Annotated in this window: 24 protein-coding genes and 2 pseudogenes; 17 read left to right on the top strand and 9 right to left on the bottom strand. The window is 72.5% G+C overall.

Annotation, left to right across the window (positions count from 1 at the left end; all coding sequences use genetic code 11):
- A partial coding sequence (locus tag ACZ58X_RS39360) for a helix-turn-helix transcriptional regulator (protein ID WP_470338370.1) occupies positions 1-604 on the bottom strand: 604 nt, incomplete at its 3' end.
- 230 nt (positions 605-834) lie between these two features.
- Here ACZ58X_RS39360 and ACZ58X_RS39365 point away from each other — a divergent pair.
- Positions 835-2,334 carry an FAD-binding protein gene (locus ACZ58X_RS39365; RefSeq protein ID WP_470338371.1) on the top strand — a complete coding sequence of 500 codons (1,500 nt, stop codon included), beginning with the start codon at positions 835-837 and terminating at the stop codon, positions 2,332-2,334.
- A gap of 291 nt (positions 2,335-2,625) precedes the next feature.
- Here the strand turns inward: ACZ58X_RS39365 and ACZ58X_RS39370 are convergent, their stop codons facing one another.
- Entirely contained in the window at positions 2,626-3,351 is a 726-nt protein-coding gene (locus ACZ58X_RS39370; protein ID WP_470338372.1) for a TetR/AcrR family transcriptional regulator, read from the bottom strand.
- A 96-nt stretch (positions 3,352-3,447) separates the two neighbouring features.
- On the opposite strand from ACZ58X_RS39370, the gene ACZ58X_RS39375 reads away from it, so the two are divergent.
- Positions 3,448-4,572: an FAD-dependent oxidoreductase gene (locus tag ACZ58X_RS39375; protein ID WP_470338373.1), complete on the top strand. Its 1,125-nt coding sequence runs from the start codon at positions 3,448-3,450 to the stop codon at positions 4,570-4,572.
- Between the two features lie 166 nt (positions 4,573-4,738).
- Here the strand turns inward: ACZ58X_RS39375 and ACZ58X_RS39380 are convergent, their stop codons facing one another.
- From ACZ58X_RS39380 to ACZ58X_RS39395, 4 genes are all read right to left on the bottom strand, one after another.
- Positions 4,739-5,707, bottom strand: coding sequence for a hypothetical protein (locus tag ACZ58X_RS39380; RefSeq protein ID WP_470338401.1), 969 nt, complete (start codon positions 5,705-5,707; stop codon positions 4,739-4,741).
- A gap of 153 nt (positions 5,708-5,860) precedes the next feature.
- Positions 5,861-6,655, bottom strand: a complete 795-nt coding sequence (locus ACZ58X_RS39385; RefSeq protein WP_470338374.1) for an alpha/beta fold hydrolase — start codon at positions 6,653-6,655, stop codon at positions 5,861-5,863.
- A 157-nt stretch (positions 6,656-6,812) separates the two neighbouring features.
- On the bottom strand, positions 6,813-7,280 hold the full coding sequence (locus tag ACZ58X_RS39390; RefSeq protein ID WP_470338375.1) for a hypothetical protein: 468 nt from the start codon (positions 7,278-7,280) through the stop codon (positions 6,813-6,815).
- A gap of 111 nt (positions 7,281-7,391) precedes the next feature.
- Positions 7,392-8,939 carry an outer membrane protein assembly factor BamB family protein gene (locus tag ACZ58X_RS39395; RefSeq protein ID WP_470338376.1) on the bottom strand — a complete coding sequence of 516 codons (1,548 nt, stop codon included), beginning with the start codon at positions 8,937-8,939 and terminating at the stop codon, positions 7,392-7,394.
- A 297-nt stretch (positions 8,940-9,236) separates the two neighbouring features.
- Here ACZ58X_RS39395 and ACZ58X_RS39400 point away from each other — a divergent pair.
- The 9 genes and pseudogenes from ACZ58X_RS39400 to ACZ58X_RS39440 all read left to right on the top strand — a co-directional run.
- Positions 9,237-9,596: pseudogene (locus tag ACZ58X_RS39400) on the top strand (transposase); the annotation flags it as partial.
- A gap of 53 nt (positions 9,597-9,649) precedes the next feature.
- Entirely contained in the window at positions 9,650-10,282 is a 633-nt protein-coding gene (locus ACZ58X_RS39405) for a TetR/AcrR family transcriptional regulator C-terminal domain-containing protein (protein ID WP_470338377.1), read from the top strand.
- A 220-nt stretch (positions 10,283-10,502) separates the two neighbouring features.
- Entirely contained in the window at positions 10,503-10,850 is a 348-nt protein-coding gene (locus ACZ58X_RS39410; protein ID WP_470338378.1) for an ArsR/SmtB family transcription factor, read from the top strand.
- Positions 10,851-11,178: 328 nt separating this feature from the next.
- Complete coding sequence (locus ACZ58X_RS39415) at positions 11,179-12,099, top strand: hypothetical protein (RefSeq protein ID WP_470338379.1); 921 nt, start codon at positions 11,179-11,181, stop codon at positions 12,097-12,099.
- A gap of 19 nt (positions 12,100-12,118) precedes the next feature.
- Positions 12,119-12,280, top strand: a pseudogene (locus ACZ58X_RS39420) (glycoside hydrolase family 19 protein); the annotation flags it as partial.
- 16 nt (positions 12,281-12,296) lie between these two features.
- Positions 12,297-13,082 carry a thaumatin family protein gene (locus ACZ58X_RS39425; RefSeq protein ID WP_470338380.1) on the top strand — a complete coding sequence of 262 codons (786 nt, stop codon included), beginning with the start codon at positions 12,297-12,299 and terminating at the stop codon, positions 13,080-13,082.
- A gap of 65 nt (positions 13,083-13,147) precedes the next feature.
- Entirely contained in the window at positions 13,148-13,966 is an 819-nt protein-coding gene (locus ACZ58X_RS39430) for a glycoside hydrolase family protein (RefSeq protein ID WP_470338381.1), read from the top strand.
- 99 nt (positions 13,967-14,065) lie between these two features.
- The gene (locus ACZ58X_RS39435) at positions 14,066-15,085 is read left to right on the top strand and encodes a phosphotransferase family protein (protein ID WP_470338382.1); all 1,020 of its coding nucleotides are present in this window, start codon (positions 14,066-14,068) and stop codon (positions 15,083-15,085) included.
- A 206-nt stretch (positions 15,086-15,291) separates the two neighbouring features.
- Positions 15,292-16,071: a class I SAM-dependent methyltransferase gene (locus ACZ58X_RS39440; RefSeq protein ID WP_470338383.1), complete on the top strand. Its 780-nt coding sequence runs from the start codon at positions 15,292-15,294 to the stop codon at positions 16,069-16,071.
- Between the two features lie 58 nt (positions 16,072-16,129).
- On the opposite strand, the gene ACZ58X_RS39445 is transcribed toward ACZ58X_RS39440, so the two are convergent.
- Complete coding sequence (locus ACZ58X_RS39445) at positions 16,130-16,858, bottom strand: TetR/AcrR family transcriptional regulator (protein WP_470338384.1); 729 nt, start codon at positions 16,856-16,858, stop codon at positions 16,130-16,132.
- A 90-nt stretch (positions 16,859-16,948) separates the two neighbouring features.
- Between ACZ58X_RS39445 and ACZ58X_RS39450 the strand changes: the two genes are divergently transcribed.
- A complete protein-coding gene (locus tag ACZ58X_RS39450) occupies positions 16,949-17,506 on the top strand; it encodes a DUF1707 SHOCT-like domain-containing protein (RefSeq protein WP_470338385.1) in 558 nt (185 codons plus the stop codon).
- Between the two features lie 77 nt (positions 17,507-17,583).
- Here ACZ58X_RS39450 and ACZ58X_RS39455 read toward each other — a convergent pair whose 3' ends face one another.
- Entirely contained in the window at positions 17,584-18,408 is an 825-nt protein-coding gene (locus ACZ58X_RS39455) for an SAM-dependent methyltransferase (protein ID WP_470338386.1), read from the bottom strand.
- 187 nt (positions 18,409-18,595) lie between these two features.
- Between ACZ58X_RS39455 and ACZ58X_RS39460 the strand changes: the two genes are divergently transcribed.
- Entirely contained in the window at positions 18,596-19,315 is a 720-nt protein-coding gene (locus ACZ58X_RS39460) for a hypothetical protein (RefSeq protein WP_470338387.1), read from the top strand.
- 61 nt (positions 19,316-19,376) lie between these two features.
- On the top strand, positions 19,377-20,750 hold the full coding sequence (locus tag ACZ58X_RS39465; RefSeq protein WP_470338388.1) for a M64 family metallopeptidase: 1,374 nt from the start codon (positions 19,377-19,379) through the stop codon (positions 20,748-20,750).
- A 127-nt stretch (positions 20,751-20,877) separates the two neighbouring features.
- On the opposite strand, the gene ACZ58X_RS39470 is transcribed toward ACZ58X_RS39465, so the two are convergent.
- Complete coding sequence (locus ACZ58X_RS39470) at positions 20,878-21,237, bottom strand: hypothetical protein (protein WP_470338389.1); 360 nt, start codon at positions 21,235-21,237, stop codon at positions 20,878-20,880.
- A gap of 339 nt (positions 21,238-21,576) precedes the next feature.
- Between ACZ58X_RS39470 and ACZ58X_RS39475 the strand changes: the two genes are divergently transcribed.
- From ACZ58X_RS39475 to ACZ58X_RS39485, 3 genes are all read left to right on the top strand, one after another.
- Positions 21,577-22,023, top strand: coding sequence for a DUF6234 family protein (locus ACZ58X_RS39475; RefSeq protein WP_470338390.1), 447 nt, complete (start codon positions 21,577-21,579; stop codon positions 22,021-22,023).
- A gap of 106 nt (positions 22,024-22,129) precedes the next feature.
- Positions 22,130-22,552, top strand: coding sequence for a hypothetical protein (locus ACZ58X_RS39480; RefSeq protein ID WP_470338391.1), 423 nt, complete (start codon positions 22,130-22,132; stop codon positions 22,550-22,552).
- A 312-nt stretch (positions 22,553-22,864) separates the two neighbouring features.
- Positions 22,865-24,370 (top strand): MFS transporter, encoded by a 1,506-nt coding sequence (locus ACZ58X_RS39485; protein WP_470338392.1) that lies wholly within the window; start codon positions 22,865-22,867, stop codon positions 24,368-24,370.
- Positions 24,371-24,558 lie beyond the last annotated feature (188 nt).

Below are 24,558 nucleotides of genomic sequence, written 5' to 3' on the forward strand. Positions count from 1 at the left end.
CCACAAGCTCGGCCAGCAACTCACCCACCCGCCGATCCCCCGGACGCGCCGCACACGCCGCCCGCAACGACGCCACATGCGCCCGCGCCAACCCCGCGTGATCCTCCACCGGAAACAACACCCGACTCGCCGGCTCCGCGAACCAACGCAACAACAGATTGCGCCGCCCCGACCCACCCACATCCCCGAACACCGCGCCCGCCATCGCGTTCTGCGCCAACACATCCCCCACATCCGACACCACCTGCGCCGGCACATCACACAGACGATCCAGGATCAACAACAACCCAGGACGCACATGCGCCAACACCCCCCACCGACGCGGCGGCTCATGACCAGCCAGACGGAACAGATGATCACGCTCGTCCTCACTCAACCGCAACGCCCGCCCCAACGCCACCAACAACTGCACCGACGGCTGCGGACCACGCCCCTGCTCCAACCGCGCGTAATAATCCACCGACAAACCACCCAACCCCGCCACCTCCTCCCGACGCAGCCCAGGGGTGCGGCGCCTGGCCCCGGGCGGCAAACCCACATCAGCAGGGGAAACACGAGCACGAGCACGCGTAAGGAAATCCGCAAGACCACCACGATCAACCATAAAACCCAGCATGACCAGCAGCAGAGACAGAAGCCAGGGAGTACCAGTCCCGGATCACCCGCCCACCAACCACAGACCACCCAAACCCCCACACACCCCCCAGGAAACCAAGGAGGGGCCGAGGTGCGTCGGCGGGCAGGCGGCCTGGTGGCCCGGCGGGCCGGATAGGTGGTCGCGGGATGGTTGCGGTACAACAATCCCTATTTGACGACTGATCGGAGAACCCTGAGATGAGCAGGTCAGGCCTGTCCCGCCGCGCCCTGATCGCCGGTGCCAGTGCCGGCGCCGCCGTCGTCGTCGGGTGGAACACCACCGCCCGCGCCTGGGCCGCCGCCCCTGGCGCCGACGTCGCCGAACTGCCCTCCCTGGAAGGGGCAGTGACGCTGCAGAGCGAGGTCTTGGAGCGCTTCTCCACCGACTTCGGCCACCTGGTCACCCGCGCGCCCCGCGCGGTCCTGCGCCCCGGCTCGGTGCGCGACGTGCAGAAGGTGGTCGCCTTCGCTCGGCGCCATCGTGTCCCGGTGGCCGTCAACGGGCAGAGCGGCGACGCGGCCGCGGTCGGAAGCGCCGCCCTGGAGTCGCACTCCAACTACGGCCAGGCCAACCCCCGCGGCGGCATCGCGATCGACGCCCGTGGCCTGAACCGGATCGTCTCGATACAGCCCGGCGAGGCCGTCGTCGAGACCGGCGCCACCTGGGCACAACTCGTCGATGCGGGCCTGGCCAAGGGCTGGGTTCCGCCGGTGCTGACCGACTACCTGCACCTGTCGGTGGGCGGGACGCTGAGCGTGGGCGGCATCGGCGGGGCGGTGCAGCACCACGGCCTGCAAACGGACACGGTGCGCGAGCTCCAGGTGGTGACCGGCACCGGCGAGCTGGTGACCGCCTCGCGCGGGCGCAACCGGGAACTCTTCGAGGCGGTGCTCGCCGGCGGCGGGCAGGCGGGGATCATCGTGCGGGCGACACTGGCGCTGGTGCCCGCCCCGGAGCGCTCCACCGTCTTCACCCTCGCCTACGACGACCTGGACACCTACCTGGCCGACCAGCAGAAAGTGCTCGCTGACGGGCGCTTCGACCTCCAGGTCGGCAACGTGGTCTGCAGCACGGACGGACACCGCTGGCGCTACACCGCCGAGCTGGTAGCGCACGGGTCGGCGAGCCGGCCGGTGGACCGCAAGGCGCTGCTGGCGGGCCTGAACCCGGTGGCGGGCGAGACCACCGTGGTGGAACAGGGCTGGCGCGAGTACGCGTTCCGGGTCGACGCCTTCGCGGGGTACCTGCGCTCGGCCGGTTTCTGGGGGCTGCCCAAGCCCTGGTTGAGCCTGTTCCTGCCGGCCACCACGGCAGGAACGTTCATGCGGGAAGCGGCCGAGCAGTTGACGGCTGCGGACCTCGGTGCGGGACTGCTCCTGTTCTACCCGTACACGCGGGCGAAGGTGACGACGCCACTGGCCGTCCTCCCCGACGCCCCCATCGGCTGGCACTTCGACCTGCTCGCCTTCCCCGCGCCGGGCGCCGATACCGCGGGAATGCTGGAACGCAACCGGCGCCTGTACGAGCGGGCCGTCCAGCTGGGCGGGAAGCGCTACCTCATCGGCGCGATTCCCGACATGACCGGCACCGACTGGCAGGCCCACTACGGGAAGCTGTGGGAGCAGGCCGTGCGGGCCAAGCGGCGCTTCGACCCGGCGGGGATCCTCACCCCGGGCCAGAACATCCACCACGCCTGACCCGCACCCCCGGGGCCCCGCGACCCGCAGGGCCCCGGGACGGGCCGGCCCCCGGAACGGGCCGGGCCCCGGAACGGGCCGGGCCCCGGAACGGGCCGGGCCCCGGAACGGGCCGGGCCCGCACCCGGGGCCCGGGGCCCAGCCGCCGTCCTCGCCCAGCCTCGATCTACACGCCAGCCACCTCCCGGGGCGCGATCGAACAGGGGCCCGACCCACCTGATCCGGCAGGAGCGACGCCGAACGCGCCCACCGCCCACCGCCCACCGCCCACCGCCCACCGCCCACCGCCGGTCAACCAGATGCGGGCCGCAGGTTGTTCATGAGCTGGCCGAGGGCGAACTCGAAGCGGTCGTGCCCGGTGCCGGAGATCAGCTCCGCGGCATGGCGCCGGGTCTGCGGGAACTGCTCGGCGGGCAGTGCGGTGAAGCGGTCCAGCAACTCCTCCTGACTGAGCACCCATTCCTGATCCGGGTGCCGGCGCCGTTGCTGGACCAGCGACTGCTCCAGCGCGTAGGCGCTGACGTAGAGGGACATCGCGTCGCGGGCCCATCCGGCCGTCCTCGGCTCGATGCCGCCCGCAAGCAGGATCGCCAGGATTCCTTCGCCGACCCGCAGCGTCTCCAGATTGGTGGACACCGTGGCCAGCGCAGCGCGCGAGACCCCAGGGTATTTCAGGTACAGGTCGCGGATCTGCGTGTACACCCCGAGCAGTTGCTCGCGCCAGATGGCCGGGGCCGGTGCGGGGAGGACGACCTCGGAGTGGAGCCGGCCGATCAGCAGATCGTCGATGTCGTCCTTGTTGACGATGTGCGCGTACAGCGACGACGGACCGGTACCGAGCACGGCGGCGACCCGGCGGATGGTCAGCGCGTCGTACCCCTCGGTGGCGACGACTTCCAGGGCGGCGTCGGTGATCCGTTCGACGGTGATCGGCTTCTTGCGTGGTGCCGCGGCGGCGGCCTCCGCTGCGGGTTGGGCGTGGCGGGCTGCGCGGCGTTGGCGGGGATCGGCGGACATGTCGTCCACTCTACCTTGACACGATCTATGTTCGTTTCGTAGAACTTAGATCGTCAGGACGAACAATGTTCGTTCCGCTCCTCATGGAGGTGTGTGATGCGAGTCTCCGTCGTCGGAGCCGGCCTGGGAGGGCTGGCCCTCGCGCAGGGTCTGCGCGGTGCCGAGATCGAGGCCGACGTGTTCGAGCGCGACCCGGGGATCGCCGCCCGGTTCCAGGGTTACCGGCTCGTGATGAACCCGGTCGGGTTCCAGGCGGTGCGCGACTGCCTGCCGACGCGCTGGCACCCGCTCCTGGACGAGATCGTCATGGCCGCCTCCGCCGAGCAGCTGATCCTGGACCCGCAGCTGAACGAGATCGGCAGGCTCGGCGCGGGCCGGACCGGCATCGTGGTCGACCGGCAGGTGCTGCGACAGCTGCTGCTGACGGGCCTCACCGTGCACACCGATGCCGCGCTGACCGGCTACGACGTGCTGGCCGACGGCAAGGTCCGAGCCCGCTTCGCCCGCCGCGACCCGGCCACCGCCGACCTGCTCGTCGGCGCGGACGGCGTCACCTCCGCGGTCCGCAGGGTGTTGTCGCCGCAGACCTCCCCCACCGACACCGGCGTCCGGTTCGTGATCGGCCGCACCCCGCTGACCGACGAGTTCGCCGACCTGACCAAGGCCTACGGCTCGAAGATCGCGGGCGACGGCGTCAGCCTGCTGCTCGGCGCCATGCGCTTCCGTACCCCGCCGAAGCAGGCCGCCGAGCGACTGGCCCCCGAAGTCACGCTGCCCGACATCGGCGACTACGTGCGCTGGGCCATGATCCTGCCGCCGAACGGTTCACCGGCGGACCTGACCGCTCAGGACGCCGTGCTGTCCAGGATGGACGGTTGGCACCCCCAGCTGCGCGCGCTGATCGAGCAGGCCGACCCGGACAACAGCACGCTGCTGTCCATCCGGGTGGTCAAGCCCGGTGAGCGCTGGGCGTCCGGCCCGGTCACACTCCTCGGCGACGCGATCCACGCCACCTCCCCGACCGGCGGCAACGGCGCGAACACGGCGCTGCGGGATGCCGACCTGCTGCGCCGCTGCCTGATCAAGGCCGACGAAGGCCGCCAGGATCTGCTCAGCGCGGTCGACGACTACGAGCGGCAGATGTTCGAGTACGGCACCGAGGCCGTGCGCAGCAGTCTCGAGAAACTGCCGGCCTTCGCCCCCGAAGCGAGGCTTTCCTGAGTCCGACGGTCACCGGCCCCCCGCCCGCCGGGACGGGCTCCGGCCCGGCGGAGCTCAATCGCCGGCGCGATCTCTCCGGCGGCGGGAAACCAGCGCACGGGCGGTTACCTGCCACTCACGGTGAACGACGCACCGGACCAGCGATCCGACGGTCGGAAGGGAACGCCTAGCTGAGCACCCATCGGGGCGGGTGTCCGGGGTCGGTCGGGCAGGTGAAAACGTGCAGGTCCCGGTCCCGGCCGAAGCGGAGCCGGGTGGGTTGGACAACGGATCGGCCACCCCGGATCGATGCCTTCCCCCTCAGCGTCGGGTCACGGTCCTCCAGCGGCACCCAGCTGTGCGAGCCGGCGTCCATCTCGTAGCCCTCTGCTGTCAACAGCAGCCGCATGGGGGTCGCGCAGGACTCGCAGTCGATGGCCATCGGGCCCGTCGACGCCCAGCTGGGGAAGCCGCCAACGCGCCACCCAGGAGGGATCGAGAGGTCGTACTGGTAGCTGGGGGCGTCGGGGCCGTGTTCCGCTACCTGGGCGTCGTCCCACGCGTCGATGCGCGCGATCAGCGAGGCCGGCAGTGTGTCGTCCTCGGCCCAGGGATAGGTGTCCACCTCCTCCGGGTGCAGGACGCACGGTTCGGGGAGTTCGACCTCCCATCGAACCATGGGCACGTGCGGCGGGTCGGTGAGGAAGCGTTCCGCGTGCTCGGTCCGCCCGGCCTGTCGCCACCACAGGCGGTAGCGGCGTTCCAGGTACGGGCCGTGGGTGAAGGGGCAGCGGAAGAGCTGCACCAGGTCGGCGCCGTCGGGCCCGCAGGCAAGGCCCGGGATGTCACGGCGGAAGAACTGGGCCAACCCCACGAAGGGCACCGGCCCGTCCAGTCCGGGAGTTCCCGCGGGGGGCCATGGCCGACTCAGCGGCCGGGCCCCTTCGGCCCGGGCGCTACGGATCTCCTCCGGTGCGTACCCCTCGCTCTCGGGCTGGTGCGGCTCGTGACAGAGCGGCCACGGTTCGCCCTCCGGCCACAGCATGGGCCCGCCGACGTGACTGTCGTGCACGCCGGGCCGACCCGGTCGGGGGTGCAACCGGGTCGTCCGAGCTCGGTAGGGGGCCAGCTCCGGGAACACCGCCTCCACGGACACCGGTCTGGCGGGTGTGGTCCTCGTCATGCGCAGACCGTACGCGGCCGGATGAAGCACGCGCGAGCGAATTGCCGCCCGTTCCCGGGGGGGGTGCGGCGCGCCGGCGCCTCGGGCGCGGGGCCGACAGCCCGGGGCCCGGTCAGGGGTCGGGGGTCAGGCGTGGTCGCGGGCTGCCTGGGCGAGGGCGCCGAGCGGGAGGCGCCGGTCGGGCGGGCCGGGCTGGGTGAGGAAGTCGAGCAGGAGGCGGTTGACGAGGTCGGGCTTCTCCAGCGAGGCGGTGTGGGAGGTGCCGGGCAGGACGGCGAGTTGGCCGTTGGGGGCGGTGCCGGCCACGGCGGCGCTGTGGCAGATGCGGACCCCGTCGTCGTCGCCCTGCATGACCAGCAGGGGCATGGGCAGGTCGGCCAGGGCGGCGAGGCCGATGTCGGGTTCCTCCCGCCACATGGCCAGCCACTTGGCGAAGACCACGGGGAAGTGAGCCGGGCCGTCCGGGGACAGCGGCTCGTACTGCGGGCGGAACATCGCTTCCAGACCCGTGGTGTCGTCGAGGATCGCGGCGTCGGCGTCGGTGGAACCGTCACGGCTGACGCCACCGCCGATGAGGACCAGGGAACGCACCAGATCGGCGCGGCGCAGCGCCGTCCGCAGGGCTACGGTCGCGCCCGCGCTCCAGCCGATCAGGTGGACGGGGCCGGTGCCGAGGGTTTCGAGGAGGGCGATGAGGTCACCGGCCATCAGGTCGCTGGTGACGGGGCCTTCGACGTCGGGGGTGCGGCCATGGCCACGGCGTTCGGGGGCGAGGACACGGAAGTGCGCGGCAAGGGCCGGGATCTGGCCCCACCAGCTGTCGGCGGTCACCCCTCCCCCGTGCAGCAGGACGACGGGATCACCCTCGCCCTGGATCTCGCACCAGGTGCGATGTCCACCGACGTTCACATACTCACCCATGTCACGCCTCCATGTCCGCCAGTCTGAAAGCTACTTGAGCATTGCTCAGGTCGATCATAGGCAGATCAGCTGAGCTCAGTGCCCCCCTGTCGACCGGAAGGCTGTGGCGGTCGGTCAGAGGACTACTTCCGTCGGCAGATGGTCATGAGCCGCCGACTCACCCGGCGAGCGCGTTGAACATTCCCGACCGTTCCTCGGCCAGCCGGCTCCGCACGGTCGGACGCGTCACCTCCGACCACACTCCCTCCACCTTCGCCGCGACCACCGCCAGCCCCGAGGCCGCCGTGAGCTGCCGACAGTCCATCTCCTCCCCGTTCCCCGCCCGGACCTCCATGAGCCGCTGGCACTCCGGCGCCGGCGAGTCGGGAGGAAGCCCTTCCCTCCAGGCGGGAATCACCGATCCGGGCACCGCCCCGGGGACCCGCGCAGGCCGTTCACCGGCCAGCCCTGCCGGCGGTTCCTCCTCGCCCGCGCGAGGTGCCGCCAGGACTTCGGCAACCGTCTGACGGACAATCACGAACCTTTTCCACGCGGTTTCCGCCTCTCGCAGCTCGGCCTGCGTGACCTCCGCCCGCTGCCGAGAAGCACGCTCGCACTCCTCCAGCAGCCCCATCACCGACGGCATCCAGCACCTCCACCGAAAGACGACACGACGCCCCGTCTCTGCCGCCGAGGCGTCGACACTACGCCTGACCAGCGAAAACAAACCCGTCACAATCGGAAGGGCAGCGGCTTCTCAATGCAGACCCAGCACCGGCGGCTGCCCACCGGTCCCGTCCGGTGCCACCAGCGTGAAGCGGTCGTGACCGGTGACCGACAGGTCCACCGGGGCGTCCGCCTCCACCTCGCTGATCGGCAGCACCGTGCCCGGGTGTCCGCTTGCGGCGTCGATCCGGGTCAGCTTGGCCTGAGTCAGTGCCCACACCCCCGCGCCGTCGGGGTCCACCGCGATGCCGGCCACCTGGTCGTCCAGGTCCACCGTCCACTTCTCGCTGCCGTCCGCGAGCGAGTAGGCGGCGAGGCGGCCGACGGCACGGCGCTGGACAGTGTGGTCCTTCCTGGTGCTGTAGCTGACGTCGCTCGCCTTCTCGGCCGGTGCGATCAGCAGATCACCGACTACCACCGCGCCGTACGACGGGCGGGCGGTGAACTTCGGGAAGGGGAGCGACGGTGTCCCCAGCGTGATGTCCAGGTCGTACTCGGTACCGGACACCGGGATCGAGGACCGCAACCGCCCGGCCGCGTCAAAGCTGAGCACGGCGTGCGTGCCGCGATCGCCCTTCTCGTCCGCCCACACCGTGAGCGGGCTGGTGGCGAGCACGGCCACCGCGTTCAGCCCGTTCGCCATCGGCAGCACGACCCGCGTCCGATCCCGCCCGTCCGACGCCGCCAGGGAACGCAACACCGGCGCACCCGTACCGCACTGCGCGACCGTCACCACGGCATCCGGGCCACCCGCGACGCGCAGCGGCGAGCAGCCCGGGTCGGCACCACTGCGCCAACCCGGCGCCCCGTTGGCCAGGTCGACCGCGCGCCAGCCGCCGTTCTCCTGGAGCACGGCACGGTCCGCGGCGATCGCGAGCAACCCGTCCGCCGCCGAGTCCCCGCTCCGGGCGGGCGCGTCCAGCGAAGCCGTCCAGCGGGCGGTGCCGCTCGCAAGGTCGAGCGCGACCACGGCAGCGCACGGCTGGTTGAGCCCGGCGTGCCCGATCAGCCCGACACCGTGCCCGCTCTCCCGGCTCATCGCGCACACGGAATCCTCGCCGGGCGGCGTCCAGCGCCAGGCCACCTCACCGGTGTCGGCGCGGTACGCCACCACCTGGTCCGGCCGCGCCCGGACCACGAGACCCTCACTCGTCCAACTCCCCACCGCTCGGACACCCGAGGGCCGGTCGGGTGGCACACTCCACGCCCCACGCAACTCCGGCCCGGCGAACAGCACGAACACCCCCACCCCGAGCAGCCCACCCACCACCATCGAAGGCAGCCCACGGGTCGGATGGAGGAGGGAGATGAGGAGCGCGGCCCCGCTGGCCATCAGCCCGAGAACGGCAGCAAGCCCACACCAGACAACCGCATCCCCACCCAGCCCGTAGTCCGGCCCGAACAGCGCCCCGATCCCGAGCGCCACGAAGAACGCCCCGAACAGCCCCCCGAGGAACACCAGCCCTGGGTTCTCGACATCGAGGAACCTCTCCCACCACGATCCGCCGACTCTGTCGCTGAATGTCCTCGCCATCCCCTTGCCCCCCTGAGCAGCCCAGACCCGTCCGACGACGCGCACGGACGATCATGGCACTCGCGCCGGCTCCCTGGCATGGTGACGGGGAAAACAGCTGCCGCCTGACACCCTGCGGTCATGCGGAAGATCCACTGCCGCCTCCGACTCATCGCCGGCCGTCCCGCCGAGACCGGCCTGATCACCGGCCCAATCCGGCTACCGACATTGCGAGTTCGATCTGAGTGGTGCCGCTCCGGATCGCGGCGGGCCGTGATCCGGAGCCGACGGCCGGGAACGTCGACTCCCGGTCGGTGAAGGGGGCCACGTCGGCGCCGGCCGCCGGCCGGGGGGGTCGACGGCGGGGAGAAGGTGAACGGCCGCACGCGGCACAGAGTCGTGAACCCCCTCGGCCTGCTGCTGGCCGTGATGGTCACCGCCGCATCCGTGACCGACCGCGAGGCCGGCCAGACACTGCTGGAGCGGCTGCGTGAGCGGCATTGGCGCATCACGCTGCTGTGGGCCGACGGCGGCTGCACCGGACGCCTGGTCGACCTCGCCCGCGAGGTGCTGCGGATCGCGCTCCTCCAGCAGCCCCTTCATCGACGGCATCCGGCACCTCCACCGAAGAGGCGACACCCCGGTCTCTGCCACCGAGGCGCCGGCACTATGCCTGACCGGCGGAGACGCACCCGTCACCATCGGAAGGACAACGGCTTCTAAGCTCAAGTCCCGCTGCCCCAAACCTCTCCCACCGGAAGGAGCCCGCCGAAGCCATGGCGCTGCACCGTAATGACGTCATCACCGCCGCACTGGATCTGCTGGACGAAGTCGGGCTCGAGCGGCTGACCACCCGGGCACTGACCGAACGCCTGGGCGTGGCCCCCGGGGCGCTGTACTGGCACGTCCGCAGCAAGCAGGAGCTCCTGGCGGCCATGGCGGCCACCGTCGCGGCCCCGGCCTTCACCACCCCGGGGACGGACGGGGGAGCCGGGACGGAGGCGGAAACGGCGGCGAAGGCGGGCAGTTGGGCGGAGCACACGGAAGCGTTCGCGCATCGACTGCGCCGGGCACTGCTGGCACGCCGCGACGGCGCACGGCTGGTGTCGGGGCACCTCGTCCCCGGACCGGCCACGCTCAGGTCCGTCGAAGGCGGCCTGGTCCTGATGAGCGCACAGGGGCTCACACCGGCCCAAGCCGCCGTGCTGGGGCACGCGGTGACCAGCTACGTGATCGGATTCGTCCTCCAGGAGCAACGGGAGCACGCCCCTACCCGCGGAACCGCCGGACCGGACCCGACGCACTACCCGCTCCTCCTGCAGTGGCAGGCCGAACACCCCGGCCCTGACGCCACGTTCACCGCCGGACTCACGCTGCTGACCACGGGCCTGGCCGCCCAACTCGCCTGAGGGAAACGGGCTGGCCACGCATGGGGACGGCCGGGACGCCACCCGTTCGGGCCGTCGGTGCGCGGTTCGTGTTGCAGAGCTGTTGCAGCGGGCGTGGCCGGGTGCCTTCCCGTAGTAGCGTCGGGCATGAAGTCGCGCTCGGAGCGCGGCGATTGACGGGGGTTCGACTCGGAACGGGGGCCAGACGTGGGAAGGGGTGGTGGGTGTGGGACGGGCACGCGTGACGGCGCGAGTGATCGTGCACCCCGGTGTGGAGGACGTCAACGTCCAGCAGGTGTTGGAGGCGCTCGCCGACCCGGCGAGGCGCAAAGTGGTGCGCACCCTGGCCCACTCGGGCGCTGACCTGAGCTGCGGCTCCTTCGACCTGCCGATCGGGCGCTCCACCTCCAGCCACCACTTCTCCGTGCTGCGCGCGGCCGGAGTGGTACGGCAGTACTACGTCGGCACCACGAAGATGAACACCCTCCGCACCGAGGAACTCGAACAGCGCTTTCCGGGCCTCCTCTCCGCCGTGGTCGCCGCCGCCGACGCCGAGGCCCACAGCACCCCCCACCCACCGGGCCCCTGACGCCTGTTGCGGTCACGGCGGCACGTACCCGGCTCCGCCCCATCGGCGGTCCGGTCGTCGACGTGGTCCTGTGCCGGGCACCGTCCACAGCGGGCGGGGGGCGGCCTTTCGCGGGGTGGGTGCGAACGGCTAGCGTACGCACGAGCCACACTGTCCGTGACGGTTCGTCACCGGATTCCGCCATGGGCCCGCGCGGTTCGGACGGGACGTCGCGCTCGGACGCGCGCCCGCCGAAGACGTCCATCGCACACCTGGAGACCCCGTGCATCCCAGCTCCATTCTCCGACGGCAGCGCCTGCGCGTTCCCGGCGCCGCTTGCGTCGCGCTGTTGTGTTCCGTCGCCGTCGCCGTCGGCGCCGCGCCACCGGCGCAGGCCTTCAGCGGGGGGAACCACGAGAAGATCACCCGGGCCGCCCTGGGGGCCGGGGGATGGCACCCGAACTCGCTGACCGCGATGGCGGACGGGAACTCGGGCGCGATCGTCGCCAACGACCACGGCGAGTACTTCGGCATCGGCAAGCTGCACTGCGACAACGCCGACTACCTCGACCCCCGGTACGACAGCCACTACCCCCGCAGCCGCGAGCAGGCCGACGCCGAGATCATCGACTGCATCGACAGTTCCGTCCACAACGTCAAGCGGGCCGTCGCCGCCGCGGACCGGCTGGTCGACGCGAACGGGCACGTCGTCGCCGCCCAGACCGCCATCTCACCGGCCTGTGACTGGAACGACCGACCGGGGCGGGCGAAGTGCGAAGTCCTGGAGGACCTGGGCCGCGCCTGGCACCAGATCGAGGACTTCTACGCCCACAGCAACTGGGTCGACCAGGCCGGCCCGGGAGCCGTCGGTGTCAGGAACCCCCCGGGTCTGGGCCGGACCGACCTGCCCGCGTTCTTCTCCATCGCCCGCTACAGCACCATGAGCAGGCCCGACTGGGTCAAGGACGCCACCGGCCACATCCCGCACGACCTGGCGAGCGGCTGCTACCCGGACCGCGACCACACCGGAACGGTGTCGAACTGCGCGAACCGCGTCACCCACGACGGGGTGCTGAACAAGGACACCAAGGACACCCCGCGCTCGGCCGTCGGCCACAACTTCGACCGCGCCTACGACCTCGCCGTCAAGGACGTCGGCCGCCAGTGGCAGCAGTTCAAGGACGAGCTCCAGCGCAGGTACCCGAACAACGGCCGGGCGAAGGCGATGATCTGCGCCGTCACCCATGACCACCCGGACAAGACCTGCTGACCGCCGTGCCACGGCCCAGGCGATCGTCACCGGCGCCGGATTCGGCCAGGCGATCCGCAGCATCAACGGCGCCGTGGAGTGCAACGGCAGGAACACCGCCGAGATGCAGGACAGGGTCAACCAGTACCAGCGGTTCGCCCGGATCCTCCGCACCTCCCCCGGAACCAACCTGACCTGCTGAGCGGAACGGAGACGTCATGCGAAGGTTCCTGATCAGGCTGTTCGTCGCGGCAGCCGCTGCCACCCTGACCGTGGTGCTGCCCGGTGCGGGCGCGGCGGCGCCGGCCCCCACCGCACCGAGCACGGCTGCGGCCGCGGCGGTCAACCACACCGTGACGTTCGTGAACCACTCGTCGCAGCGGCTGTGGATCGGAAGCGGCGTCAACGCCGACGGGTCGAAGCAGTTCACCCGGCTGCCGGTCCTGGCGCCCGGGCAGTCGGCGACGGTGACGGTCCCCGAGACGACCGCCCCGTTCCACTGGCGGGGGAAGTTCTTCGCCCGCCAGGGCTGCGGCGGGGCCTCCGGCAGCGGCTTCCACTGCCGGGTGGGCGACTGCGGCCCGTTCGCCGACCACTGCACGACGGGCGAACAGCCCGCCAGCCTGGCCGAGTTCAACTTCGACGCCAAGGACGGCGCCGCCCCCTGGTACGACGTGAGCTACGTGAACGCGTTCTCGCTGCCGGTCACGATCACTCCGGTGAACGCCTCGATCCCGGCGGGCGGGGGCTGCGACACCCGGGGCTGCGCGACGAACCTGCTGTCCTCCTGCCCGCCCGCCGACCTGACCCGCGGGCCGGACGGAAAGCCGATGTTGTGCACCAACCCCAGCCGTGACACCCCGAGCAACTACAGCCGCGCGCTCAGCGCGAAGTGCCCCAAGGCCTACACGTGGTCCAAGCAGGACCAGGTGCCGGGCAACAAGGTGATGCAGCAGTGCAGCCGTTGCAGCGGCTTCACCGTCACCTTCGGGCCCTCCGCGTGAGATTCCCGATCTCGGCAGACGCCCGACCGCCGGTCATGACCGCCCACTCGAAGGAGGGGAACACCTTGCCACGCCGAACACGTCTGTTCACCGTCCTGCTCGCCGTGCTGACCTGCCTCACGGTCGGCACCGCGGCCGACGCGTCCGCCGCCCCGGTGAAGAAGAAGGGCGTGAGCGCCTGGAACTTCACCGACGTCACCCAGGCCCTGGCGGACGCCAGGGTCGGCTGGTTCTACACCTGGGCCTCGGACCGGCAGCAGATCAGGCCGCCGGCCGGCGTCGAGTTCGTCCCCATGATCTGGGGCGCGGGCTCGGTGACCGACGCGCAGCTCGCGACGGCCAGGAAGGAGGGCACGACCCTGCTCGGGTTCAACGAACCCGACCTGCGGGGCCAGGCCGACCTGAGCGTGTCCAGGGCCCTCGACCTGTGGCCCCGGCTCCAGTCGACCGGGATGCGCCTGGGGGCACCAGCGGTGGCGGGCGGCGGCGACGTCGCGGGCGGCTGGCTCGACCAGTTCATGAAGGGCGCCGCCGCGCGCCACCAGAAGGTCGACTTCATCCCCCTGCACTGGTACGGCTCGGACTTCCGCGCCGATGCCGCGACCGGGCAGCTGCGGAGCTACCTCCAGGCCGTCCACGACCGCTACAGGAAGCCGATCTGGCTCACCGAGTACGCCCTGATCGACTTCTCCGGCGGCACCCCGAGGTACCCGACGCCGGACCAGCAGGCCGCGTTCGTGACGAAGTCGACCGCCATGCTCCAGGGGCTCCCCTTCGTCGAACGCTACGCGTGGTTCACCCTCTCCGCGGACCGCGGCGGCACCGGTCTCTACAACCGGGCGACGCCCAACCGGATGGGCACGGCCTACCGCGCGGCCGGCTGAGCACAACGCCCCGCCCCGCCCCGCCCTCGCCCGTGGACGGGACTTCGACAACAGGCCCGGGCTGCCACGGGCGCGGGGCGGGGCGTAGGGTGGTCGACCATGATCGAGGACGACGTCCAGGGGTGGGCCGGAACACGCCGGTGGGTGGAGGGCACGTTGGCCCCCGGTGAGCGGATCGTCGGTGTGCGGGTGCTCAAGGGCGGGTGGACCTCGCAGATCCGGCGCCTGGACATCGACTCCGACCACGGCGACGACGGCGCCGACCACGGCCACAGCGGCGGGACCGGTGACAACCGCGTTACCGGAACCGGGGGTTACTCGCTGGTGCTGCGCTCCTTCGTCAAGCCGTTCTACGTCCGCCACGCCCCGGGCATGCTGGAGCGCGAGGCCGACGTGCTGCGCCTGCTGGCCACCCGCGACATCCCGGCCGCGCGGCTGCGCGCGGTGGACGCGCGGGGAGAGCACGGCGAGCACCCCTCGCTGCTGATGACCCACCTGGGCGGCGGGGTGCGGGTGCAGGAGGACGGGGACGTGGCACGCCGGGTGGAGCTGCTGGCCCAGCAGTTGGCCGCCGTGCACACCATCGAGGTCGACGAGGAACAGCGGCCCCGGGCGTGGCAGGCCTGGACCTCCCCCGAACGCGTGCAGATACCGCCCGCCACCGAGCGACCGGAACTGTGGGAACGCGCCGTGACGGTGATCGGACGCCCCGCCCCCGAGCACCAAGGCGCCTTCCTGCACCGTGACTTCCACCCGGGCAACGTGCTGTTCGACGGTACGGGGGCGGACCTGGCGGTCAGCGGGGTCGTCGACTGGGTGGAGACCTCCTGGGGCCCCACCGACCTCGACATCGCCCACTGTTCGACCGCACTGGCCCTGCTGCACGGCGTGGCAACGGGCCTGGCCTTCGCCGACGCCTACGAACGGGCCGGCGGCACGCTCACCGCCACCGGGGAGGACCACCTGTACTGGCGGCTCCTGGACGCGCTGTCCTTCGCGCCGGACGCGGAGAAGGTCGCCGTGCCCTGGCGCGAACTGGGCCGCACCGACCTGACCACGCAGCTGCTGTCCGCCCGCCTGGAGGAGTACGTGGCGGCGCTCTTCGAGCGCTACGCGTAGAGCCGCGTACCGGCGATCCGTACGGCGCCTCCGCGCACCTGATCCGGATCGGCCGAACCGGCCCTCGACCGGACGCCGCGCCCGCTCCCGGACCGTCCGCACCGGCACACCGGCGCACCGCCGCACAGCCGGTCCGGGCGCGGACGGAAGTTGAGGAACTGATGAGAAAACCGGCCGACGGGCCCGGGCGCCGATAGCGTGGCCGGATGGATCACGACCAGCACCAGCTCCACGCCTCGTCCTTCGGCACCGCGGCGGCGGCCTACGCCGAGCACCGCCCGGACTACGCGCACGCCGCCGTGCGTTGGGCGCTCGACGCCGCGCCCGGGCCGCGGGTGCTCGATCTCGGCGCCGGGACCGGCAAGTTGACCGCCACCCTGCTCGACCTGGGGGCCGAGGTCATCGCGGTCGAGCCGGATCCGGCGATGCTGACCGAGCTGCGCCGCTCGCTGCCGACCGTCCGGGCGCTCTCGGGGAGCGCGGAGTCGGTTCCGCTGCCGGACGCCTCGGTGGACGTGGTGCTGGCCGGGAACGCGATGCACTGGTTCGACATGGCGGTCGCGGGCCCGGAGATCGCCCGGGTGCTGCGGTCCGGCGGCATCCTGGCGGGCCTCTGGAACCTCCTGGACGACCGGGTCGAGTGGGTCGCCGAGCTGGCCCGGGTGAGCGGGGCCGCGGCGGTCGGGCCGCGTGACACGCCCGCCGCCTGGCGGGCCGAGACGGCCGGCGCCCATCTGCCGAGGAGCGGCGGAGCCGTCCGCTTCGGCGAGGCGCGGCAGGAGCTCTTCGCGCACGGGCAGCCGCGCACCGCCGATTCGCTGGTGTCGACCCTGGCCACCCGCGCGGGGATGCTGGTCATGCCGGACGACCGGCGGGAGGCCGCGCTCGCCCGGATCCGCGCGTTCCTGGCGAGCCGACCGGAGACCGCGGACGGCGGCTTCACCCTGCCGATGCTGACCGGCGTGCTGCGCACCCGCCGGCTGTGACCGCCCCGGGCGGCGGCGACCGTCCCGCGCCGTTCCGCCTCCGGTCGACGTTCCGGCGCTACGACCGCGCCTCCGGCGGGAGCGCCGCGCCGATGCAGTCGAGGACCCGCTCCAGCCCGATCCGGAACTGCTCGTCCCGGCCGAGCCGGGGCCCGCGCGCCTCCAGGGCGATCCGGCCGAAGATCGGGTACTCCCCGCTCTCCAGCAGGTGTCGGACGTACGGGTAGTTGCGCGCCTGCCACTCCTGCTCGCTGACGCCGCTGCGCCGGACCTCCTCGATCCAGCTGACCTCGTCGCGGGCGGCGCCCTCGACGTAGCCGTTGAGGACGGCCATCAGGCCGAGGTTCTCGTCGATCGGCAGGTGGGCGTCCAGCACACCCATCACCCCTTCGATCAGGCGCAGTTGCCGGGGGCCGAAGCCGGGCAGCGCGCGGTGCACGGTGGCGATCCAGGGGTGCCGCAGCCACATGGCGCGCAGGCCGTGGGCGTAGCGGGTGAGGTCGGCCCGCCAGTCGCCGGAGGGCATGCCCTCGACGTCGATCTCCCCCATCAGCCGGTCGGCCATCAGCTGGATCAGCTCGTCGCGGCCGGGGACGTACCGGTAGAGCGACATCGTGCCGGCGCCGATCTCGGCGGCGATCCGGCGCATGGTGGCGGCCTCCAGGCCCTCGGCGTCGGCGATCCGGACGGCGGCTTCGGTGATCTGCGCCCGGCTGTAGGCGGGTTTGGGCCCGCGGGCGGGGCGCTCGGGCCGCATCCAGATGTTCACGTACTCGGCGTCGGCCACCGTCGACCCTTCTTCTTGCGTACACGGTACCCGGTAATCTAGCGTGGCCCCCATGACCGCGTACAACGTACTCAGTCGAGGGGTGAAGTGATGGCGACCGGCACGGACGGTCCGACACCGATCAGCGAGGCCGACCGCGACACCGCCGTGCGCCGCCTCCAGGAGGCCTACGCCGACGGGCAGTTGGGCTTCGATCAGCTGGAGGAACGGCTGCACCGGGCGCTCACCACGACGACGCCGGACGGCCTCGCCGAGGCCCTGACCGGGCTACCGGAGCCCGTCGCCCAACCGGCCACCCGGTCCGCGGCCACCCTCACGGGCGATGCCCTCGGCGGCCGGATCCGGCGGCGCGGCGCCTGGCGCGTCCCGCGCGTGCTCACCGTGGCCTCGGCGCTCGGGCGGGTGCGGCTGGACCTCTCCCGGGCGGTCATCGAGCACCCGGTGGTCGACATCCAACTGCTGCTCGGCACCGGCGGGGCCGGCATCACCGTGCCCCGGAACGCGGTCGTCGACCTCGCCGCCCTCCACGCCGGCCTCAAGCAGCCGCGCTACCGCGCCCGCCGGGCCGTCCGCCCGGGCGGACCGGTCATCCGGATCTCCGGGGCGACGGGGCTGGGCCGTGTGCGGATCCGCCACTCCCTCTGGTGAACTCGTGCTGCCGGCGCACTGCTTCCTCCGGCGCACCCCTGCCCCCGGCGCACCCCTGCCCCTTCGGGCGCCCCGGCTCAGCCCTCGGCCGTACGGACCGCCTCGATGAAACCGCTGGTCCGGCCGGCGCCCTCGGGCAGCGGGCGGCCGTAGGCCTCCCCGACCTCGGCGAGGGAGGTGGTCCGGGCCTGCCAGCCATGGGCGTTCAGCCACTGGTCGGCGTCGGGGCCGAGCCCGCCCTGCCAGAGCTCGGTGACGTGGGCCAGCGCCGGATCCTCCGGGCTGCGGGAGACGTCCCGGCCGCGCTCCATCAGCAGTCGGCTGCCCGGCGCCGAGAGCGAGCCGACGGCCGTGAGCAGCCCTGCCGCCTGCTCGGCGCTCAGGTACACCAGCAGCCCCTCGGCCAGCCAGGCGGTGGGCAGTTGCGGGTCGAAGCCCGCCGCGACCAGGCGGCGCGGCCACCCCGGGTCGAGCAGGTCGCCCGGCAGCACCTGGCGGTGGCAGGACGGCGCGGCGTCGGCCGCGTCGAGCACCTGCTCCTTGAACTCCAGCACCGGCGGCAGGTCCAGTTCCCACAGCCGGGTGCCGCCCGGCCAGTCCAGCCGGTAGGCCCGGGCGTCCAGCCCTGCCGCCAGCAGCACCACCTGCTCGGCCCGGGCGGCCAGCAGCCGGTCGTCGTAGTAGCGGGTCCGCAGCACGATGTGCACGGCGAGCGCCGCGGCGAGGCCCTCGCGCCTCGCCCGCTCGGGGAGTTCGGCGGGCAGCCCGGCGGCCTCGGCGAACCGGGCCGCGTACGGGTCGGTGAACAGCGGCTCCGGCCGGGTGCTCTCGTGGGCCCGCACCAGCGCCACGGGCAGGGCGGTGCGGGAGACCGGGCTCATCGCATCGGGCGTCGACGTCATGCCCGCCAACCTATCTCCGCTGACAAGTCCGTTCCGGGCAGGGGCAATTCCTCGCGCACTCCGCCGTTCCCTGGCATGATCCGGGCAGTGGCCGGCGGCGCATCGACAGCGAACGCCGGGGTGGCCGGGGAGGACTCGATGGGGGTGGCGATGAACGAGCACACCGTGCCGGCGCTGGACCGCGGCGATGCCTGAGGACGCGGTTCCCGTCCGGGACGCACGCCCGAACCCGGACGGCTGGAAGGTGCCGCCGCCCCTCGGCGCCGGGCTGCGGCCCGTCGCCCGGATCGTGCTCGGCCTGATCGGCATCGCACTCGTCGTCGCGGGCTTCGTCCGGTTCACCGGCGCCTTCGAGGACGTGCGCCACTACCACGACACACCGCTCTGCACCGCGACCGCGAAGCCGTCCGACGACTGCGCGACACGGGAGAGCGGCCGGGTGACCGGGAAGCACCTGGATGCGAGCTCCGACTCGGATCCCTACACGCTGACCGTGGCCCGCGAAACAGCACCGGCGGCCGAGTACGGCGTCGGCAAGGCGTTCTACGACGACGTCACCGCCGGCACCACCGTGGACGTGAACGTCCTGCACGGCCGGGTCATCGAGATCAGCTACCACGGCCACCGCTCCCGGACGGAGACCTACCCGTGGATGGACGCCGCCGTGCTCAGCCTGCTGATCGCCGCCGGGACGGCCCTGGTGCTCACCCAGGCGTGGCCGCAGGACGACGGGGTCGCGCCGTTCTTCCTGGCCGTCACCGTCGTGGCGAACGTGTTCGCCACGCTCCTCGGCTCCATCGCGCTGCTCACCCTCCAGTGGCCGCTGGTCGTCACCCTGATCGTCGCCGCCCTGTGCTGGATCGCCGCGACCGCCCTCTTCCGCGGCATCCTCAACGAGTTCTCCTGATTGTCAGGTCCCCAACAAGGGAAGGAGCCTCCCCACATCGCCGCCCACCGGGAGGAACTCCGTGCCGCTCACGACCAGAAGAAGAAGGAGCAGGACCGCACCGGCCCTGCTGACCGCCGCCCTCGCCGCCGCGCTCCTCGGCGCCTCCCCCGCCTGGAGCGCACCGGAGCCCGGCTCGCCCGGCACCTCCGGCATACCCGGCGCATCCACCGCACCGGGCACCGACCGGCCCCGGCACCAGGTCGAGGCCTTCGCCGAGGACGGGACCATCGCCCGCGCCACGGCCCCCGCCGCCTCCCCGTACCTGGCCACGCCGCCCGCCGGCCTCACCGCCCCGGGCACCGACGGCGACGGCGAGGTCACCGCCCTGGTCCGCAACGGCGACCCGGCCACCAAGCTCGACGTGGTGGTGGTCGGCGACGGCTACACCGCCCAGGAACAGCAGAAGTTCCGCACCGACGCGGCCGAGAAGTGGCGCGAGATCACCGCCGTCGAGCCGTACGCCACCTACCGGCAGCTGTTCAACGTCTGGGCGGTGTCCGCCGTCTCCCCGGAGTCCGGCGTCACCGGCGATCCGGACCAGGCCACCGTCCGGCACACCGCACTCGGCTCCTACTTCTGGTGCGACGGCGTGGAACGGCTGCTCTGCGTGGACGACAAGGCCGTCGACCGCTACGCCGCCAAGGCCCCGCAGGCGGACCTGGTGATCGTCGTGGCCAACACCGCCAAGTACGGCGGCGCGGGCTACAACGACATCAAGTCCCCGCTCGGCTACGAGGGCATCGCCACCGTCGCGGGCGGCAACGCGAAGTCCGGGCAGATCGCCGTGCACGAGACCGGCCACTCACTGGGCAAGCTGGCCGACGAGTACGCCTACGACGGCCAGGGGACGTACCAGGGCGCGGAACCCCCCGAGGCCAACCTCAGCACCCTGACCGCCGACCGGATGCGCGACCAGGGCACCAAGTGGACCCGCTGGCTCGGCCAGGCCTCGCCCGACGGCGGGACGGTCGGCAGCTACGAGGGCGGCGGCTACTACCCGACGGGGCTGTACCGGCCGACGGAGAACTCGATCATGCGCTCGCTCGGCCGCGAGTTCAACCTGCCCGGACGGGAGGCGATGATCGCCGGCTTCTACCGCCACGCCACCCCGCTGACCAGCCCCACCCCCACCGGCAGTCGGCTCACCGCCGCCGACCAGCTGACCGTCGACCTGCCCGTCCCCGGCACCCAACTGCACTGGTACCTCGACGGACGCGAACAGCCCAGGCTGCGCGGACGCAGCGCGCTCGACCTGGACGCACTGCACCTCACCGGCCCGCGCTCACGCCCCCACCTGCTCACCGCCGTGGCCACCGACCCGACCCCGGCCGTCGCGGACCCGGCCCTGCGGAAGGACCTGACCGGCAGCCTGTCCTGGCTGGTGACCAAGTAGTCAGCCGTCAGGACGCCGTCCCGGGCCCGGTGGCCGAACCGCCACCGGGCCCAACTGTCCACTCGCGGGACCCTGCCGACCATGGGTCCACCGGAAGCCGTCGGGCCACCGGCACGGCAACACCGGTTCAGCCGACCGCCCCACGGCGCTCCGGGCGCTCCGGGGGCCGGCGGCGCAGTGGCGCCAGTTCGCGCTCCAGGGTCCGCACGTCCCGGGCGATGCGGGTCGCGAGCTCCTTCGGCCCGGTGTCGCTGGGCAGACGGCGGGTCCAGGAACGGGGCTTGGCCGGACCGTCCTGGATCATGTGGAAGGTCAGGCCCACCACCGCACCGACGTCGGCCAGGCTCACCAGGATCCGGGTGTCCGCGAGGTCGATGGTGACCTCGTTGCCGATGCACGAACAGGCCACCAGGCCCTCGATCTCCTCCTCCGCCAGGTACCTGGCCAGCGGAACCGCCCTCCCCCGGACCAGAAACGGACGTGTCACCGAAACCACGGGACCCGCCTCCTCTCGCCGTTCGCGTACCGCTCCGGCCGGGCGCAAGCGCGCCGCAACAGACCGGGCCCCGCCCATGCTCCACCACGCCGCAGCAAAGCGCCAACTCCGTGTCTCACCCAGTGATTTGGGCGCATGCACCCGACCGGCGCACCGGCGCACGCCCAGGCGCACCGGGCGGTGCACCGGGTGTTCGACCGGGCCCCGGGCCCCGGCGCGCGGGCCGTGGCGTGCGGGCCGGGGCGCGGGCCTCCGACGGCCGTTCGTCGCCGAGGGAACCGAGTATCCGTACTCAGTTCCACACCGCCCCACCCCTGGCAGGCTGTCCGCATGCCGCCGACCGACCGCTCCCCCGCCGCCACCCGCCTCCGGGGCCGCCTGCGCCCGCTCCGCCGCCCGCCGCGACCGACGCTCGGCCTCGACCTCGGCATCGGCGTGCTGCTCCTCCTCGCCCTGGCGGTCGCCTACGTGCTGCGGATGTTCGCCTTCGGTATGGAGGCCTGGGCGGGACAGGGCGCCGCCGGCGCGGGCGACCGGCCGGCCCGCGCCCAACTCGACTTCACCTGGCACCTGGTGTGCCTCGCGCTCGGGCTCGCCGGGGTCGCGGCGCTGCTGCGGGCGCGCTGGACGGCGGCGATCCAGGTGCTGGTCGCGCTGGCACTGACGGCCTCCGCGCTGCTGATGCAGCACGAGTGGGACCGCCGCCACCCCGCGCCGCCGCCACCGCTGCCCACCTGGTACGTGCCCTGCTACAGCGGCAGCGGGCGGTGCAACTGACGGCCCGGAAGCACGGGCCGAGGTCCGGACTTGCTGGAGGGAAGCCTCCGCGCGTAGTTTTGAACTCGTTCAGTTTGAACCCGTTCAAAGCCACCGGGGGGACCGGATGTCACCACAGCTCTCCACCCGCAGAGCCGACCGGCCCTGGCCGCTCGTCCTGCTCGCGACCGCCACCTGGGCGCAGCCCTGGTTCCTGATCGACAGCTCCGTCACCCCGTGGCTCGCCGCCCTCTGGTGGGCGGCCCTGACGCTCACCGCGCTGCCCCTGCTGACCACCGACGCCGCGGTGTTCCGCCGGGCCTGCCTGGCCGTCGCGGGGCTGGTGTTCGTCGCCGAAGCCGCCGTCTCCGTCCCGTACTTCCTGGTCCCCCTGCCGTTCCTCCTCGGGATCTTCCCGGCCACGGCCCTGCTGCTGCTCGCGGGCCTTCGGCGGCGCGGTGCGCTCCGGGCCGTCCTCACCGCCCTCCTGCTCGTCATCCCCTGCTTCCTGGCCTTCGGCGAACTCACCCGCCACCTGCACGGCGCCTGACCATCCGCCCGCTCCGAAGCCAGGGCCGTCGGCGGTGTGGCGCTCGGCGCCCGGATCGCGGCGTCGCCGCCGCACCACCTGCTTCCCAGCCCATCGACCCGGCCACCGGGCGCCACGCCCGGAGCCGTCCGACCGTTCGAGTGCCGTACGGGCGGCGGGCCGGCCGCCACCGGGGCATCATGACGGAATAGTCCCGGCCGTTCACCGAGCGTGACGACCAGGCGGGAGTCATCCGGGCACCAGGCATCCGGAGCGGTTCTCCGGGCACCAGGCATCCGTGAGCAGTCATCCGGCCGACGAAGGAGGACCGTCATGACCGATCCGACGAAGCCGACCCCATCCGCGTCCGAGCACCGGCAGCCCCCACCGGGGGTGATCGCCACCGACGTGCCCGCCCGGCTGGACCGGCTGCCGTGGTCGCGCTGGCACTGGCGGATCGTGATCGGCCTGGGCACGGTGTGGATCCTGGACGGCCTGGAGGTGACGATCGTCGGCAACATGGCCGGCCGGCTCGCCCAGGACGGCAGCGGCATCGCCATCACCACCGCCCAGGTGACCACCGTCGCGGCCGCCGTGTACGTGGCGGGCGCCTGCACCGGCGCCCTCTTCTTCGGCTGGCTGACCGACCGGCTGGGCCGCAAGAAGCTGTTCATGGTCACCCTGGCCGTCTACCTGGCCGCCACCGCCGTCACCGCGCTGTCCTGGACGGCCTGGTTCTTCTTCCTCTGCCGCTTCTTCACCGGCTTCGGCATCGGCGGCGAGTACGCGGCCATCAACTCGGCGATCGACGAACTGATCCCGGCCCGGGTCCGCGGCCGGGTCGACCTGATCATCAACGGCAGCTTCTGGATCGGCGCCGCCGTCGGCGCCTTCGCCTCCATCGCCCTGCTCAACACCTCGCTGTTCGCCACCGACGTCGGCTGGCGGCTCGCCTTCGGCATCGGCGTGGTGCTGGGCCTGGTGATCCTGCTGGTGCGCCGGCACGTGCCGGAGAGCCCGCGCTGGCTGTTCACCCACGGGCGGGCGCCGGAGGCCGAGCAGGTCGTCGCGGAGGCCGAGCGGAGCATCGAGGAGGAGACCGGGGAGCCGCTCCCGGCGGTCACCGGGGAGCCGATCCTGATCCGCGAGCGCAAGCCGCTCGGCTTCGTCGCCATCGCCCGCACCGTGGTGCGCCGCTACCCCCGCCGCACCGTCCTCGGCCTGGCGCTCTTCATCGGTCAGGCCTTCCTCTACAACGCGGTGACCTTCGGTTACGCCACCATCCTGACCACCTACTTCGCGGTGCCGGAGGGCGACACCGGCTACTACTTCGCGGTGATCGCGGTCGGCAACTTCCTCGGCCCGCTGCTGCTCGGCCACCTCTTCGACTCCGTCGGCCGCAGGCCCATGATCGCCGGTACCTACCTCGGCTCCGGGGTCCTGCTGTTCGGCACCGCCGCGCTGTTCCAGCACGGCTCGCTCTCCGCCGCCACCATGACGGCCTGCTGGACGGCCGTGCTCTTCCTCGCCTCGGCGGGGGCCAGCGCGGCCTACCTGACGGTCAGCGAGATCTTCCCGCTGGAGACCCGGGCCATGTCCATCGCCTTCTTCTACGCCGTCGGCACGGCGGTCGGCGGCATCAGCGGGCCGCTGCTCTTCAACGGCCTGGTCAGCAGCGGGAAGGTCGCCGACACCACGCTCGCCTTCTGCATCGGCGCCGCCCTGATGACGGCCGCCGGCCTCGTCGAGGCCGCCATCGGGGTGAAGGCCGAGCGACGGAGCCTGGAGTCGCTGGCCGCGCCGCTCAGTGCCGTCGGTCCTTCCGGCGGCGGTTCCTAGCGGAGCACGCCCCGCACGGCCTCCGGGCCGGTGCCCCGCAACGCCGCCCGCCGGCTGCCATGCACCTCCTGAGCTGGGGTGTTGCAACGACTCCTGGAACCGTTGCGCCGTCCCTCCCGTGTCCCCCCTCGTCCCCGGATGACCGGTCGCCGTGTCCCAAGCCGCAGGTCAGCGCCCTGGGACGAGCA

It is taken from the genome of Kitasatospora sp. NPDC040550 (assembly GCF_055594965.1).

Coding starts and splice junctions, on each gene's coding strand:
- ACZ58X_RS39375 (WP_470338373.1), top strand. CDS start 3,448: ATGCGAGTCTCCGTCGTCGGAGCCGGCCTGGGAGGGCTGGCCCTCGCG.
- ACZ58X_RS39385 (WP_470338374.1), bottom strand. CDS start 6,655: ATGGGTGAGTATGTGAACGTCGGTGGACATCGCACCTGGTGCGAGATC.
- ACZ58X_RS39390 (WP_470338375.1), bottom strand. CDS start 7,280: ATGCCGTCGGTGATGGGGCTGCTGGAGGAGTGCGAGCGTGCTTCTCGG.
- ACZ58X_RS39485 (WP_470338392.1), top strand. CDS start 22,865: ATGACCGATCCGACGAAGCCGACCCCATCCGCGTCCGAGCACCGGCAG.
- ACZ58X_RS39435 (WP_470338382.1), top strand. CDS start 14,066: ATGATCGAGGACGACGTCCAGGGGTGGGCCGGAACACGCCGGTGGGTG.
- ACZ58X_RS39460 (WP_470338387.1), top strand. CDS start 18,596: ATGCCTGAGGACGCGGTTCCCGTCCGGGACGCACGCCCGAACCCGGAC.
- ACZ58X_RS39365 (WP_470338371.1), top strand. CDS start 835: ATGAGCAGGTCAGGCCTGTCCCGCCGCGCCCTGATCGCCGGTGCCAGT.
- ACZ58X_RS39475 (WP_470338390.1), top strand. CDS start 21,577: ATGCCGCCGACCGACCGCTCCCCCGCCGCCACCCGCCTCCGGGGCCGC.
- ACZ58X_RS39425 (WP_470338380.1), top strand. CDS start 12,297: ATGCGAAGGTTCCTGATCAGGCTGTTCGTCGCGGCAGCCGCTGCCACC.
- ACZ58X_RS39405 (WP_470338377.1), top strand. CDS start 9,650: ATGGCGCTGCACCGTAATGACGTCATCACCGCCGCACTGGATCTGCTG.
- ACZ58X_RS39450 (WP_470338385.1), top strand. CDS start 16,949: ATGGCGACCGGCACGGACGGTCCGACACCGATCAGCGAGGCCGACCGC.
- ACZ58X_RS39440 (WP_470338383.1), top strand. CDS start 15,292: ATGGATCACGACCAGCACCAGCTCCACGCCTCGTCCTTCGGCACCGCG.
- ACZ58X_RS39370 (WP_470338372.1), bottom strand. CDS start 3,351: ATGTCCGCCGATCCCCGCCAACGCCGCGCAGCCCGCCACGCCCAACCC.
- ACZ58X_RS39480 (WP_470338391.1), top strand. CDS start 22,130: ATGTCACCACAGCTCTCCACCCGCAGAGCCGACCGGCCCTGGCCGCTC.
- ACZ58X_RS39455 (WP_470338386.1), bottom strand. CDS start 18,408: ATGACGTCGACGCCCGATGCGATGAGCCCGGTCTCCCGCACCGCCCTG.